General features: G+C 67.9%; 16 protein-coding genes. 9 read left to right on the forward strand and 7 right to left on the reverse strand.

Features of this window, described 5'->3' with window-relative positions; all coding sequences use genetic code 11:
• From A8G08_RS10435 to A8G08_RS10450, 4 genes are all read right to left on the reverse strand, one after another.
• Nucleotides 1-401: protein kinase family protein (locus A8G08_RS10435; RefSeq protein WP_483757010.1), on the reverse strand; the 401-nt coding region annotated here is incomplete at its 3' end.
• Nucleotides 398-988 (reverse strand): DUF3090 domain-containing protein, encoded by a 591-nt coding sequence (locus A8G08_RS10440; RefSeq protein WP_068273473.1) that lies wholly within the window; start codon nt 986-988, stop codon nt 398-400. The genes A8G08_RS10440 and A8G08_RS10435, both read right to left, overlap by 4 nt.
• Nucleotides 989-1,032: 44 nt before the next feature.
• Nucleotides 1,033-1,770 carry a histidine phosphatase family protein gene (locus tag A8G08_RS10445; protein WP_068273475.1) on the reverse strand — a complete coding sequence of 246 codons (738 nt, stop codon included), beginning with the start codon at nt 1,768-1,770 and terminating at the stop codon, nt 1,033-1,035.
• Nucleotides 1,771-1,849: 79 nt separating this feature from the next.
• Nucleotides 1,850-2,692 carry an undecaprenyl-diphosphate phosphatase gene (locus A8G08_RS10450; RefSeq protein ID WP_187344455.1) on the reverse strand — a complete coding sequence of 281 codons (843 nt, stop codon included), beginning with the start codon at nt 2,690-2,692 and terminating at the stop codon, nt 1,850-1,852.
• 291 nt (nt 2,693-2,983) lie between these two features.
• On the opposite strand from A8G08_RS10450, the gene A8G08_RS10455 reads away from it, so the two are divergent.
• From A8G08_RS10455 to A8G08_RS10470, 4 genes are read left to right on the forward strand one after another with little or no spacing between them, the layout of a single operon-like run.
• On the forward strand, nt 2,984-3,940 hold the full coding sequence (locus tag A8G08_RS10455) for an aldo/keto reductase (RefSeq protein WP_068273476.1): 957 nt from the start codon (nt 2,984-2,986) through the stop codon (nt 3,938-3,940).
• 43 nt (nt 3,941-3,983) lie between these two features.
• Nucleotides 3,984-5,009, forward strand: coding sequence for a heme/hemin ABC transporter substrate-binding protein (locus A8G08_RS10460; protein ID WP_068273477.1), 1,026 nt, complete (start codon nt 3,984-3,986; stop codon nt 5,007-5,009).
• A 25-nt stretch (nt 5,010-5,034) separates the two neighbouring features.
• Entirely contained in the window at nt 5,035-6,099 is a 1,065-nt protein-coding gene (locus tag A8G08_RS10465) for a FecCD family ABC transporter permease (protein ID WP_068273478.1), read from the forward strand.
• Complete coding sequence (locus tag A8G08_RS10470; protein ID WP_068273491.1) at nt 6,099-6,950, forward strand: heme ABC transporter ATP-binding protein; 852 nt, start codon at nt 6,099-6,101, stop codon at nt 6,948-6,950. The genes A8G08_RS10465 and A8G08_RS10470 overlap by 1 nt, the downstream gene beginning before the upstream one ends.
• Here the strand turns inward: A8G08_RS10470 and A8G08_RS10475 are convergent.
• From A8G08_RS10475 to A8G08_RS10485, 3 genes are read right to left on the reverse strand one after another with little or no spacing between them, the layout of a single operon-like run.
• Complete coding sequence (locus tag A8G08_RS10475; protein WP_068273481.1) at nt 6,867-9,062, reverse strand: MMPL family transporter; 2,196 nt, start codon at nt 9,060-9,062, stop codon at nt 6,867-6,869. The two genes, A8G08_RS10470 and A8G08_RS10475, sit on opposite strands and share 84 nt — an antisense overlap.
• A 21-nt stretch (nt 9,063-9,083) precedes the next feature.
• Nucleotides 9,084-9,644: a WKL family lipoprotein gene (locus A8G08_RS10480; protein ID WP_245672766.1), complete on the reverse strand. Its 561-nt coding sequence runs from the start codon at nt 9,642-9,644 to the stop codon at nt 9,084-9,086.
• Nucleotides 9,641-10,075 (reverse strand): hypothetical protein, encoded by a 435-nt coding sequence (locus A8G08_RS10485; protein WP_342669643.1) that lies wholly within the window; start codon nt 10,073-10,075, stop codon nt 9,641-9,643. The genes A8G08_RS10480 and A8G08_RS10485 overlap by 4 nt, the downstream gene beginning before the upstream one ends.
• Nucleotides 10,076-10,242: 167 nt before the next feature.
• On the opposite strand from A8G08_RS10485, the gene A8G08_RS10490 reads away from it, so the two are divergent.
• From A8G08_RS10490 to A8G08_RS10510, 5 genes are all read left to right on the forward strand, one after another.
• Nucleotides 10,243-11,274, forward strand: coding sequence for an NHL repeat-containing protein (locus tag A8G08_RS10490; RefSeq protein ID WP_068273483.1), 1,032 nt, complete (start codon nt 10,243-10,245; stop codon nt 11,272-11,274).
• Nucleotides 11,274-11,519, forward strand: a complete 246-nt coding sequence (locus tag A8G08_RS10495; protein WP_068273497.1) for a DUF5703 family protein — start codon at nt 11,274-11,276, stop codon at nt 11,517-11,519. Before A8G08_RS10490 ends, A8G08_RS10495 begins: the two co-directional genes overlap by 1 nt.
• Before the next feature lie 5 nt (nt 11,520-11,524).
• Entirely contained in the window at nt 11,525-12,601 is a 1,077-nt protein-coding gene (locus A8G08_RS10500; RefSeq protein ID WP_068273485.1) for a quinone-dependent dihydroorotate dehydrogenase, read from the forward strand.
• A 51-nt stretch (nt 12,602-12,652) separates the two neighbouring features.
• Nucleotides 12,653-13,324, forward strand: a complete 672-nt coding sequence (locus A8G08_RS10505) for a phosphatase PAP2 family protein (RefSeq protein ID WP_068273487.1) — start codon at nt 12,653-12,655, stop codon at nt 13,322-13,324.
• 79 nt (nt 13,325-13,403) lie between these two features.
• Nucleotides 13,404-13,745, forward strand: a 342-nt coding sequence (locus A8G08_RS10510; RefSeq protein WP_187344456.1) for an ABC transporter permease, incomplete at its 3' end; no start/stop codon positions are given.

A 13,745-nucleotide genomic window follows, 5' to 3' on the forward strand; every position in this document is an offset into this window, starting at 1 on the left:
GCGGAAGCCTTCGGCACCGAGCCGGTGGGCACGATGTCGATCAGGTCGAGCCGGTCACCGTCGTCGGTGTGGTTGTCCACCGAGTCCACCCAGCGCTGCACCATCCCCGGCCCGAGCGGCCCATCCCGCAGGATCGTCTCGGGAATCACGTTCCAACCGAGCGCGTCCGACACCAGGTACGCCGCAACCTCACGGCCCGCGAGCGTGCCGTCCGGGAAGTCCCACAGCGGGCGCTCACCCTTGATCGGCTTGTACACGCAGCGCATCGAGCGGTCGCCGAGCACGGACTCGGCGACAAGCGTGACGTTGCTGGCCGTGCTGATCCGGCCGATGATCTGCAGCTCACCACAGGTGAGCAGCTCGCCGTCGCCGGTCGCGGGGTCGTCGGGAAGGGCCGTCACGTTTCGTCGCCGAACTCCTCGGCGGCGTTGAACAGCTCGCCGCGGCGGTAGCCGTTCGTTCGCACGCACATGTGTCCCTGGGCGGACAACGGTTCGCCGCACAGTGGGCACGGTGGACGACCGGCCGAGACAACTCGCTCGGTACGTGTGGTGAATTCCCGCGCCTGGATCGGCGTGAGGAACACACGCACTGCGTCGGGTCCCTCCTCGGTGTCGTCGAGTACGACCGACTCGTCGACTTCCGCGTCGGTGACGGCGAGCAATTCCACGACGACTGCCTCGGACTCCGCGTCCCAGCCGAGCCCCATCGTGCCGACCCGGAACTCGACGTCCACCGGCATCTGCAGCGGGCTGGTGTCCACCGCTTCCTGCTCCGGCGGGATGGCGGTGCCGAAGCGCCGGTGCACTTCCTCGAGGAGGAGTCCCATCCGGTCGGCGAGTACCTGCACCTGCTGCTTTTCGAGTGACACGCTCACCACCCTGGCCTCATGGACCGCCTGCAGGTAGAACGAGCGATCGCCAGGCTCGCCAACCGTGCCTGCGATAAACCGATCAGGAGTGCGGAACACGTGTATCGCGCGGGGCAACTTCCACCTCCCGAATCTGCGTAGTCACTGACCAGTCCGAACCGTTAGCGCACCGCCGGCACGCCGGGGTCCACCGATCCATTATCCCCGCTCGCCGGAGTGTTCACCTCACCACCGGGCACAGCCTCCGTCTGCTCGTGGGCTGACTTCGGTTTCGGCACGAGCGCGGTGAGATCGGTGCCGGTGTCGTTGATCCGCCACACGAACGGCGAGGTCGGGCTGTAGCGGACCACGCTGATCGAGGCAGGCTCGGCGACGATGCGCTGGAATCCGTCGAGGTGGATACCGAGCGCATCGGCGAGCACGGATTTGATCACGTCGCCGTGCGTGCAGGCGACCCACAGCACGTCGCGGTCGTATTCGGCGGCCAGTCGTCGCTCGTGTTCGCGAATCGCGGCGATCGCGCGGACCTGTACGTCTGCGAGGCCCTCACCGCCGGGAAACACCGCGCCCGACGCGTGCCGCTGCACGACCTTCCACAGCGGTTCCTCGAGCAGTTCCTTGAGCTCACGCCCGGTCCAGTCGCCGTAGTCGACCTCGGCGAGCCGATCCTCGATCACCGGCGTCAGGCCGCACTTCTCGGCGAGCGGAGCGACGGTCTGCTCACAGCGGAGCAGCGGAGACCGCACAATCGCCTCGATCGGCAGCGCCGAGAGCCGCTCCGCCACCGCGAGTGCCTGTTCCTGACCGCGTGGATCAAGCTCGACACCGGGTGAGCGACCAGCCAGCGTGCGCGCCACATTGGACGTCGACACGCCGTGCCGCAGCAGGATCACGGTCATGGCTGCCAGCCTAAGCGGTGTGCAGCCGCGCCCGCTCCGCAGCGGCGTTCCGCGACCTCACGAAAACGCCGCTCACCGATTACGTCGCCGAGACCACTCCGCCCGCGAGCAGACCCATCACCACCAGGCCGAGGATGATCCGGTAACCGACGAACCAGTACAGCGAGTGGTTCACCACGAACTTGAGCAGCCACGCGATCGCCGCATAGCCGATCACGAAGGCGATCAGCGTCGCGACCGCGATCTGGGCGCCGGACGCGGACAGGCCTTCACCGGCCGGTTCGAAGGCGTCGGGCAGGCTGAACAGGCCCGAGGCCGTCACCGCCGGGATCGCGAGCAGGAACGAGAACCGCACCGCGGCCTCACGGGTGAGCCCGAGGAACAAGCCGGCACTCGCGGTCGCTCCCGACCTGGACACGCCCGGAACCAGGGCCAAGCACTGCGCGAAGCCCATGGCCAGGCCATCGCGGGTGGTCAGTTGCTCGATCGGGCGCTGCTTGGGACCGAAATGCTCGGCGAGCGCAATCACGATCGCGAACACGATGAGCATCGCCGAGATCAGCCACAAGTTCCGCGCCGCCGTGCGGATCGCGTCCTTGAAGACGAACCCGAAGACGCCGATCGGAATGGTGGCGATGATCACGTACCACCCGATGCGGTAATCGAGTCCGCGCTGGGTCGCGTCCCGCAGGCCACGGAACCAGGCCATCACGATCCGGCCGATATCGCGGGCGAAGTACAGCAGTACGGCGGCTTCGGTGCCGAGCTGGGTGACCGCGGTGAACGACGCACCCGCATCGTCGCCGAAGAACACCTCGGAGACGATCCGCAGGTGCCCCGAGGACGAGACCGGCAGAAACTCGGTGAGCCCTTGGACGATTCCGAGGATGATCGCCTGGGCCCAGGTCATCGACTCGATCACCGGGCACGCCTCGGAGCACGGCGCGACTCGCCGCGAGCCGCGTGCTCGGGGCCCGCTTCGGCCCGTTCATCCCAATTGGTCGCCCACACCGCGTAATTCACCCGCGCGAGGTTACCTGCCAAATCTTTCGCCGCGGGTCCGCGGTGATCACGAGCAAATGGCCGCCGACACGCCGTCGCGATACGGCCATCCGCTCGTGATCACGGATTGGCGAGACGCATGTCACGACATGCCGACGCGCGGCGCGCTGGACCCGCGTCATGCGCATACGGCTACTACTCTGACGCGGTGATGAAGCAGCGAACGGTTGGCAGCAGCGGGCTGCGGGTGTCCCGGATCGGTCTCGGCACCGCGAGCTGGGGCCGAGAAACCGACGGCGACGAGGCCGCCGCGCAGCTTTCGGCGTTCGTCGATGCCGGTGGGACGCTGGTGGACTCGTCACCGGACTACACCGATGGCGCCGCACAGAAGATCCTGGCCGAACTGATCGGCGATGTGGTGCCGCGCGACGCCTTGGTGATCAGTGCGTGCTCGGGCATCAACCCTGCCAAGGAAGAGTCCGAGCAGGTCGACTGCTCCCGCCGGGCGCTGCTGCACCAGCTCGACGCCACGCTGCGCGCGCTCGACACCGATCACCTCGACATCTGGAATGTGGCGACCTGGGATCCGGCCACCCCGATCGATGAGGTCGCCGCCACGCTCGAATTCGCGGTGACAAGCGGCCGTGCCCGCTACGTCGGTGCCCGCGGCTACCTCGGCTGGCAGCTCGCCACCCTCGCAGGCGTCTCGCGCGGGCACGCCGAGCCAGTCGCCGGTCAGGCCGAGTATTCGCTGCTCGAACGCGGCGCTGAGACCGAGTTCCTGCCGGCGGCACAGCACCACGGCATCGGGCTGTTCGCCGCTGCCCCACTGGCCGGCGGCATCCTCACCGGCAAGTACCGCGACGGGGTGCCCGTCGATTCCCGCGGTGCCGACGACGACCGTGTCGACGAAATTGGCGCCTACCTGGACAACCGGGCGACCCGCGTGGTCGAGGCCGTAGTCACCGCCGCGGACGGGCTGGCCACCTCACCACTCGCAGTGGCGTTGGCGTGGATCCGGGACCGGCCCGGCGTCGCAAGCGCGATTGTCGGGGCCCGCGACAGCGCCCAGCTCACCGGAATCCTGCTCGCCGAGGAACTCGAACTGCCACGTGCGATCTCCGCCGCGCTCGACGACGTGAGCTCGCCGAATCCGCTCGGTGCGTGACAGGAGCACGAGCGCCCGGGACTCCTTCATTAGCCTTACCTTCATGCGCCGACGTCTACGCCTGCTGGGAGTGCTCACTGCGACGGTGACTGCGGTCGCCCTGCTGGCGGGATGCGGTTCCGACGAGTCGGCGGCGACAGGGTCTGCGCACAGCGGCCACACCACCGCAACGCTCGATTCGCTCGATCCGGTTCCGGTGGCGCAGAACCCGGCCACGACCCTGCCGGTAACGGTGCGCAGCCTCGACGGCGCCGATGTCACGATCACCGATGCGAGCCGGATCGTGGCCGCCGATCGGTACGGCACGCTCGCGCAGACTGTGTACGCGCTCGGGCTCGGCGACAACCTCGTCGGCCGCAGCACCGCCGCGGCATTCCCCGCTGTCGAGGACGTGCCGAACGTGACTCCGGGCGGCAACTCGCTCAACGCCGAGGCGATTCTCGCGCTGCAGCCGACGGTGTTTCTCACCGACACGACGATCGGCCCCAAGGCCGTCCAGGATCAGTTGCGCGCCGCCGGTGTGCCGGTCGTCTACTTCGATCCGAACCGCACGATGGCCGGCGTGACTCCTCAGATCACCGCGGTCGCAAACGCACTTGGCGTGCCCGAGCAGGGCGCCGCATTGGCGCAGCGGACACAGAGCGAGATCGATGCGGCGACCGCGGGCGTCCCGCAAGCCTCGGAGAAGCTGCGCATCGCGTTCGTATACCTGCGCGGCACCGCGATCACGATGCTGGCCGGGCCCGGTTCCGGCGCGGATTCGCTCATCGAAGCGCTCGGCGCAATCGACGCCGGCACGGCGTCCGGACTCACCCAGCCGTTCGTGCCGATCACCAGCGAGGCGATGATCGCGGCCGCACCCGATCTCCTGCTCACCATGACCGACGGCCTGGAATCCATTGGCGGCGTAGCGGGCTTGGAGAAGATCCCCGGTATCGCGCAGACCCCGGCGGGCCGCAACCAGCGCGTCGTCGACATGGACGACAGCGTGCTGCTGAGCTTCGGGCCCAATACCGGCCACGTGCTCGCGGCACTTTCCGAGGCGATCTATCCGCAGCAGGCGCAGTGACGACCGTCGCGCGGGAGCGCGCGCGATGACGACCGTCGTGCCGGAACGCGGCGCGCGCCTTCGCCGGCCCGCCATCGTGCTGGCCGCGCTCACGGTCGCGCTGATCGTGGTGGCCGTGATCGCCGCGTGCCTCGGCCAGATTCCAACCACACCGGCCGAGGTGCTCGGCAGTGTGCTGCACCGGATCGGGATCGATCTCGGGCCGATGCCGTCGCATCCCGCAGGGGATGTGACGTTGTGGGAGGTGCGCTTCCCGCGCGTTGCCCTGGGGATCGTGGTCGGCGCCGGTCTCGGCTGCTCGGGCGCACTGCTGCAGGGCGTGTTCGCCAACCCGCTCGCCGAACCCGGTGTTGTCGGTGTGTCGGCGGGCGCCGCGGTCGGCGCGAGCGCGGTGATCGTGATCGGCGGCGCGTTCGTCGCGAGCTGGTCGGTGGCTGCCGCCGCGTTCGTCGCGGGTCTGTTCACCACCGCGCTCGTCTACCTGCTCGCGAGGTCCGAGGGCCGAACCGAGGTCGTCACGCTGGTGCTGACCGGCATCGCGATCAATGCATTCGCCGGCGGCCTCATCGCGTTGTTCGTGTTCGTGGCCGAACCGGCCGCGCGCGATCAGGTGGTGTTCTGGCAGCTCGGCAGCCTCAATGGCGCCACCTGGCAGGCAGTGGCGGTGGTCGCGCCGATGGCGATACTCGGTGTCGTTGCTGCGCAGGCGATCGCGCCGCGCCTGGATCTACTCGCCCTCGGGGAGGGCCCGGCCCGGCACCTCGGAGTCGATGTCGAGCGGCTGCGACAGGTCGCGATCGTTATCGTCGCGGTGCTGACGGCCGCAAGCGTCGCGTTCACCGGCATCATCCTGTTCGTCGGTCTCGTTGTGCCGCATGTCATGCGCATGCTGATCGGTCCCGCGCATCGCACGCTCATTCCGGCGAGCGCGCTGGGTGGCGCTATCGTGCTGTTGCTCGCCGACGTGTGCGCGCGGACGCTGGTGCCGAATGCCGATCTGCCACTGGGCATGTTGACCTCGTTGATCGGCGGACCGTTCTTCTTCTGGCTGCTGCGACGGACCCGGGCGAGCCAGGGCGGGTGGGGCTGATGGCCGAGGCGGAGACCATCCTCACCCGGCTGCGCGACACCTTTGCGCGCCGCCTGCCCGAGCCGGCGCCCACGGAATCCGGTGCCGTGACCCTGCGCGCCCGCGATCTCACCGTGCATCGCCGTGGCACCGAAGTGCTGTCGAACGTCGACTTCCACGCCACCGCAGGCGAAGTAGTCGCGCTCGTCGGACCCAACGGTGCTGGAAAGTCCACGCTGCTCGCGGCACTCGCGGGCGAACTCCCGGCAGCGAGCGGCAGCGTCGAAATCGACGGGCAACCCCTAGGGCACTGGACGCCGGTGCAAATGGCGCAGCGCCGCGCGGTGCTGCCGCAGAGCCACGCCGTCGGGTTCCCGTTCACCGCCCGCGAGATCGTGGCGATGGGACGGGCACCGTGGGCGCGGACCGGACGCGCCGATGACGACGAGCGCCGGATCGAAGCGGCCATGGCCGACTGCGATGTGACCGCGTTTCGCGAACGCTCGTTCCCCACGCTGTCGGGCGGTGAGCGGGCCAGGGTCGCATTGGCTCGGGTGCTCGCCCAGGACACCGCAACGCTGCTGCTCGATGAGCCCACGGCCGCACTGGATCTCGGCCATCAAGAGACCGTCATGCAGATCGCCCGTGCCCGGGCGGCGGACGGCGCAGCGGTCGTGGTGGTCCTGCACGACCTCGGCCTCGCCGCGGCCTATGCCGACCGGGTCGCGGTCCTCGAGGGCGGGCGCGTCGCGGCCGACGGTCCCCCGCGCGACGTGTGTACGACCGAGCTACTCAGCCGGGTCTACGCCCACCCGGTGGAGGTCATCGCCCACCCGGTCACCGGGGCGCTGCTCGTTCTCCCCCGCCGCTGACGCGACACCGGCTGAGCCGCGCCGCGATTGGCCGATGCCCGGCCACCAGCACAAGTCACCGAGCAGCTTCATCACCGCAGGCACCAGCCACAGACGCAGCACGGTCGCATCGAGGACGAGGGCGAAAATCATGCCCAGCGCGATGTACTTCATCAGCACCAGATCCGAGAACGCGAACGCGCCGGTGACCACGACAAGGATCGCGGCCGCCGCGCTGATCACCCCGCCCGTGCGGGCGATGCCGAACCGGATTGCCTCCGGGGTGTCGGCGCCCTTCGCGCGCGCCTCGACCATGCGCGAGAGCAGGAACACCTCGTAGTCGGTGGACAGCCCGAACACGACGGTGACGATCAGTACGAGCACCGCGAACATGAGCGGTCCGGGCGTGAACCCGAACGTTTCGGAGACATGGCCGTCGACGAACAACCAGGTCAGCACTCCCAGCGTCGCGCCGAGACTCAGCGCGCTCACCGCGATCGCCTTGATCGCGAGCACGGCGGAGCCGAATGCGGCGAACAGCAACAGGAACGACGACACCACCAGGATTGCCAGCAGCAACGGCAACCCGTCTATCAGGCCCTCGATGCTGTCGTACTCCAGCGCGGGGACACCCGCCACCATCATGAGCACTCCCGGCGGCGCACGCAGATCACGGAGCGCCTCGATCGTCGGACCGGCATCGTCCTGATCGATGAGACCGGCGTCGAGGACATTGATCCCGTCCCGGGTCGGCGTGCTCGGTTCGAACGGCCCGGTCAGCCCCGGAGCCGCGCTGGCCGCCGCGCGAATGTCACCGATTTGCGTGTTGTCGGCGCCGATCACGACGAGGCGGATCGGCTCGGTACGGAATTGCGGGAATGTCGCGTCGAAGTCCTGCTGCGCGACACGAGCTGGGTTCTGGGGTGCGAGGTAGCGCTCGGACAGGCCACCGAAGTCGATATTGCGGATCGGCAGGATAAGCGCGAGCAACACCAGCAGCAGCGGTACCGCGACCAGGACGGGCCGGCGCATCGCCGACAGGGCGACGCGCGAGAAATATCCCGCGTCCAGTTCCTCCGGGGTCTTGGTGCGGGAGAAGCGATGCCAGCTCAGCGCATCGATTCGTGTGCCGATAATGCCGAGCACCGCCGGGAGCATCGTGGTGGACAGCACCGCGGCGAGCACGACTGCGCTGATCGCGCCGTACGGGACCGAGCGCAGCACGCCGTGCGGGTAGATGAACAGCGCGGCGAGGCTGACCGCGATGATCGCGGCAGAGAACACAACCGTGCGGCCGGCGCGTTCGACGGTGGTGACCACCGCCTGTTCGACACTGCGCCCCGCAGCGATCTCCTCGCGGAAACGGGTGACCGTGAACAGGCCGTAGTCGATCGCGAGTCCCAGACTGACCAGGGTGACGACCGCGCTGGCGAACGCGTTCACCTCGATTCCCGCCGCGATGACGCGCATGATGCCCTGCGCCCCGAGGATCGTCATCACGCCGATCAGCACCGGAAGCAATGCCGCGACCACGCCGCCGAAGACGAAAAACAGCAGGATCGCCACCAGCGGTAGCGCGATGAGTTCGGCGCGGTGGATATCGCTCTGCATGCCCTCGTTGATCTGGTCGACGATCGGCTGCAGCCCAGCGAGTTGCACGGTCATGCCGTCGACGGCGAGGGCGTCCTCGATCGCCTCGAAGTTGTCCACGGTGGCGGTGCCCTCGCCCCGTAGTCCAATGCTGGCGAATGCGTGCCGGCCCGACTCGTCCGCGAACCCGGAGGTCAGCGCGCCATCCCAGTAGCTGTCGATCTTCTGGATCTGATCGGGATACTCGGCCCGCAGCTTGGCGAAATGCGCGCGCATGCGTTCCGTGATCGCCGGATCGTCGACCGTAGTGCCGTCGGGAGTCGTGTAGAGCACGATGACGTCGGCGTCGGTGTCGCGGCCAAACGTGTTGTCCGCCAGCCTTGCTGCGATCGCCGACTCCGAGGTGTCGTCGAACCAGCCCTCCTGGCTGAGGTGGTCGGCGAGATCACGACCGAACAGTCCGCCGATCGCGACGACGGCGAGCAGAATCGCGATGACGAGATGGCGGCGGCGGTAGACCACTCGGCCGAGCGTGGCGAACATCGGTGCGCGTCTTCCGTTCCGCTAGCCGCAGGCCTGGCTGTGATAGTCGGCGGTTCGCAGGATCCCGCACAGGTCGATGCGGGAGATCTTCCATTCATCGTCGATGAGGACGAAGTGGATGTTGGCGGTGCGCACCGCATCGCCGGTGCCGTCCTTGTCGAGCCGGGCGGTCGCGGTGAGGGTGCCGTCGTGATTGTCGAAGATCGGATCGACGATCTCGTACACCGCGTTCGGGTGCTCCTTCAATGCGCGATACAGGTCCGGGATGCTCGACCGGAACGCTTCGCCGTTCTCGATGAGCGAAACCCGGGCATCGTCGGGCAGATCGGGGTTGAGCGCACCCTTGATCTTGGCGTCGAGCTCCGCGGCGGTCGGAAGCGCCTTGGGCGCAGCGGCAAGCGCCGAACTCGTCGCGGCCGCAGCCGACACCGCGGCGTTCGCCGAGGACCGCGCCGCTTCGACAGCACTCTCGTCGATCTCGGATCCGCAGGCACCCACGAGCAGCACCGCTGCGACGATCGGCAGTGCCCGGGACAGGGCGGCGCCAACGGTGGCGGCGCGCCCGCCAGTGCGCACCGTCACCAACTCATTCGGCCGAGCAGCGCCCGGACGATGGTGGTTTCTGCTGCGTCGGCGCGGTGAACCGGCACTGCGGAGGGAATCATGTCTCGCACGAGAGCGACGATACTGCGCTCATCATCGAGGTCGATATCGGTGACCCGCGCTGTTGCCGTCGCGACGATGTCCGCGCGATCGGGAACCACATCTGCCGGAAGGTCTTCGCGATACAACTCGACCGATAGCAGCGAACGAACCACGTTGAACGCGAAGGGCCGACCGTCCGCGGCGATGCCGAACCCGTGGGCGTAGGGACCCGCCGAGACGTCCTCGATGAGGAATTCCCGAGGGGTGTGCGCGACGCGCGCGGACCGCCGGACGGTACGGGAGGGATCGTCGCTTTCCGTTGCCGGCGGGTCACTTTCGCCCACGACCGGGTCCCCGGACTCTGTCACCACGCGTATCTCCGAATCTGCCGATTAGTGGTACCGAGGTTCTTACTACACGGTAACCAACGGTAGTGAGCCCTGCGACACGAGCGCCGACCGATGCAGGTCCGCGATCCGCGGCATGGTCAGATATATAGCGGGAATCCACAGGTCGGAGAGGAAGTGGGAGTCGGATGCGCTCGTCGCTGCCGAGGCTGACGGCGGTCACCACTGCCGCACTCGTACTGGCGGCTGGTCCGCTGCTCACGGCCTGTTCCGACGGCCCCGCGGGGGATGTGCCGACCATCGATCCGGCCACACCGGCTGTGTCACCGCCGGCCCGCTCCGATCTGCCGGGCGCCGTCCGCCAGGTCGGCAGCACCATCGATTTCCTCACCCTCGACGCCGACTCCGGCGTTGTCGCCATGCTCGGCGCGGACCGATCCACGCTGCTGTTGGCTGGTACCGGCGACGCAGCGGCTCCGATCCGGCAGGTCGCCCTCCCAGCCCCTGCCAAGGGGCTGTCCGCGGGCCGCGCTGGTGAAGCCCTTGTCCCGGCCGGCGACCGGGTGTTCCGCGTGAACCTTGCCGACGGCGCCACCCAGGAGGTCTCGACCGGCGGCGATGCGGTCTCAGCGACGTGGGCACCGGACGATTCGCTCGCGGTCGGAACCTCGAACGGCGAAGTCCGCTTGATAGATCCGGCGTCTGGTTCAACCACTGTGATCGACGGACTGGTTTCGGCGGACGCGCTCGCGGTGACGGGCGATTCCTTGGTGGCACTGGACCGGCGCCAGTCCTCGGTGACCGAGATCAACCTCGACGACGATTCGCTGGGATTGGCGCTGCGCGCCGGCGACGGTGCGACCAACATCGTCGGCGACGACCTCGGGCGCCTGGTTGTCACCGACACAACCGACGGGGAATTGCTTTCTTTCACTGCCGAACCTCTCGTCCTGCACCAGCGATTCCCGGTAGGCTCGTCGCCCTACGCGGTGGCAGTCGACAACCGATCGGGAATTGTCTGGTTGACGTCGACAGCGACCAACGAGGTTGTCGGCTACGACCTGTCCTCCGGCATCCCCGAGGAGACCGCGCGCTACGCCACGGTTCGGCAGCCGAACTCCCTGGCCGTGGACGAGCGCACTGGCGATCTGCTCGTGGGATCGGCGGCCGGAGACGGCTTGCAGACGATCCCGGCGAGCAGTTCTCAGGGAGGACGATGATGTCGAGTCGCCGCACAAAGTTGCCCGCCGGCTGGGAAGTCGGCGACGCGAATGACGACTACGAGTACGTCCCGCTTCGCCTTCCTCCCGATGTCACCCGGGTGACGGCATCGATGCGGCTCGCCATTCAGGCGGAGTTCGGCGGCTGGGAACTGTCCCGCGTCCGGCTCTACAACGACGGCAGTCGCCGTGTCCTGCTCAAGCGCCGCAAAACCGCGACGCCTGCGACCGAACCAGCATTCTGAGGCAGATGTACCAGATTCTTCTGCGGCTGATGTTCCTGCTGCCGCCCGAACGCGTTCACCACCTCGCGTTCACGGCGATGCGGATCGTCGGATCGCTCGCTCCGCTGCGCTGGTTGGCCACGAAACTGCTCGTGGTCCGCGACCCGATCCTCGCGAATCGCGTGTTCGGGGTCGACTTCCCCGCACCGCTCGGCCTCGCCGCCGGTTTCGACAAGAACGCCGACGGCGTGGACACCTGGACGCCGCTCGGGTTCGGCTACGCCGAGGTCGGCACGGTCACCGCGCAGGCACAGCCGGGCAATCCGGCGCCGCGATTGTTCCGGCTGCCCGCCGATCGCGCGCTGATCAACCGGATGGGCTTCAACAATCTCGGCGCGGGCAATGCCGCTAACAACCTCCGCCACCGGCGCCCCGGCGTGCCGGTGGGCGCGAACATCGGCAAGACAAAGGTGGTCGAGGCCGCCGACGCCCCCACCGATTACGAGACGAGCGCGAAGCTGCTCGGGCCGCTATCGGATTTCCTCGTCGTCAATGTCAGCTCCCCGAACACGCCCGGATTGCGCGATCTGCAGGCGGTCGAGTCGCTGCGCCCGCTGCTGCAAGCGGTTCTCGCGGTTGCGCATGTTCCGGTTCTGGTGAAGATTGCCCCAGACCTGTCCGACGAGGACGTCGATGCGGTCGCCGACCTCGCGGTCGAGTTGGGTTTGGCCGGGATCGTGGCCACCAACACCACGATCACGCGAGAGGGACTGAATACCCCCGCCGCCGACGTCGAGGAGATGGGTGCCGGCGGCCTGTCGGGCGCACCAGTCGCCGAGCGTTCACTGCAGGTGCTGCGCCGGTTGCACGCCAGGGTCGGCGACCGAGTGGTGCTCATTTCGGTCGGCGGTATCGAGACTGTCGATCAGGCATGGGAACGAATCCAGGCCGGCGCGTCGCTGCTGCAGGGCTACACCGGGTTCATCTATGGCGGACCGTTCTGGGCGAGGCGAATTCATCGCGGTATCGCCGCGAAACTGCGTGCGGGTGGCTACGCCGATCTCGCCGCTGCCGTCGGCTCGAACGCCAATTCCGCTAGCTGACAACCAAGTTCCTCAGCGTTCGTTAAGGATGACCGGCTAGACATCGCTCCCATGTCGTTGCTTTGGGGCCGATGGATCTGGGCGGGGCTCGTGCTGTCCGCTGTCGGCATAGTCGCGTTGGCGTTGGCCTACAACGGTGCTCCATTCAACGTGGACCAGGCCGTGATGGACTGGGTCTTCGCGAACCGGAGCGACGCCCTCACACCTCACGTCCACGTGATCTCCGAGTTGTTCGGCCCCGAACTTGTCACGATGTGGACCATCGTCATTGCGGTCGTCCTTGCGTGTCGCGATCGAACGGCGTACCGCGCGGTCACAGTTCTGGCAGCCGTTGTGTCGGCGGGGGTCGTCACCGAGACCCTCAAGCTGATCGTGTCACGCCCCCGGCCACCGATGGCGTATCACCTTGCCACCGAAGAAATTACGCATTCGTTTCCGTCCGGCCATGCCACCGGAACCAGTGCACTGGCATTCACGACGGCCATCGTCGCGACGGTCGGTGCCCGCCGCGAGGTTCGCCGCTTGGCGATTGTGATGGCTGTGCTGATCACCGCGATGGTCGCCGGGACTCGTCTCTACCTCGGCGTCCACTGGGTGACGGACGTCGCTGCGGGCGCGGCGATCGGCGTGGTGGCCGCACTGTTGGTCCCGGACGTGATCAATGCCGGCCTGAACTTGTTGCAGCGACAGGTGCCCGGTCGATTGCCCGCGTGGGTCGACTAGACCCGACTCGTAAGCCTTCTGACAGCCGAAGACCGCTGAAGAAGCGCTGGCGCGAGCCAAGCCGTCGGATGATTGTCGAGTGAATTCTGTCGGCGACGCCGTTTTACGGATCGGACCCGCGCTTGCCGTGGTGATCGTGCTGCTGGCCGTCGTCGCCGTGGTCGTCAACCGCCTCGCCGACAACGGGCACGCACGCGGCACTCTCACGGCGTCCATTCGCGCAGTCGTGCAGTTGGCCGCCCTCGCGGCGGTCCTCGGCATCGTCATCCGAACACTGTGGGCCTCCGTGCTGTTCGTCGTCCTCATGGCATGTGTCGCCGCCTGGACATCATCGGGCCGCATCATCGGCAGGCGCGGCAGCCTCTCGGGGACCCTGCGGTGCCTGGCTCCGGTCGCCGGCCCGACGCTGCTGATCGTGACG

This window comes from Aldersonia kunmingensis, assembly GCF_001646865.1.
GTDB classification, from domain to species: Bacteria; Actinomycetota; Actinomycetes; order Mycobacteriales; family Mycobacteriaceae; genus Aldersonia; species Aldersonia kunmingensis.

Bases quoted from the DNA above. Each gene is read 5' to 3' on its own strand.
- A8G08_RS10445 (WP_068273475.1), bottom strand. From the start codon at position 1,770: ATGACCGTGATCCTGCTGCGGCACGGCGTGTCGACGTCCAATGTGGCG.
- A8G08_RS10455 (WP_068273476.1), top strand. From the start codon at position 2,984: ATGAAGCAGCGAACGGTTGGCAGCAGCGGGCTGCGGGTGTCCCGGATC.
- A8G08_RS10460 (WP_068273477.1), top strand. From the start codon at position 3,984: ATGCGCCGACGTCTACGCCTGCTGGGAGTGCTCACTGCGACGGTGACT.
- A8G08_RS10465 (WP_068273478.1), top strand. From the start codon at position 5,035: ATGACGACCGTCGTGCCGGAACGCGGCGCGCGCCTTCGCCGGCCCGCC.
- A8G08_RS10470 (WP_068273491.1), top strand. From the start codon at position 6,099: ATGGCCGAGGCGGAGACCATCCTCACCCGGCTGCGCGACACCTTTGCG.
- A8G08_RS10475 (WP_068273481.1), bottom strand. From the start codon at position 9,062: ATGTTCGCCACGCTCGGCCGAGTGGTCTACCGCCGCCGCCATCTCGTC.
- A8G08_RS10490 (WP_068273483.1), top strand. From the start codon at position 10,243: ATGCGCTCGTCGCTGCCGAGGCTGACGGCGGTCACCACTGCCGCACTC.
- A8G08_RS10495 (WP_068273497.1), top strand. From the start codon at position 11,274: ATGTCGAGTCGCCGCACAAAGTTGCCCGCCGGCTGGGAAGTCGGCGAC.
- A8G08_RS10500 (WP_068273485.1), top strand. From the start codon at position 11,525: ATGTACCAGATTCTTCTGCGGCTGATGTTCCTGCTGCCGCCCGAACGC.
- A8G08_RS10505 (WP_068273487.1), top strand. From the start codon at position 12,653: ATGTCGTTGCTTTGGGGCCGATGGATCTGGGCGGGGCTCGTGCTGTCC.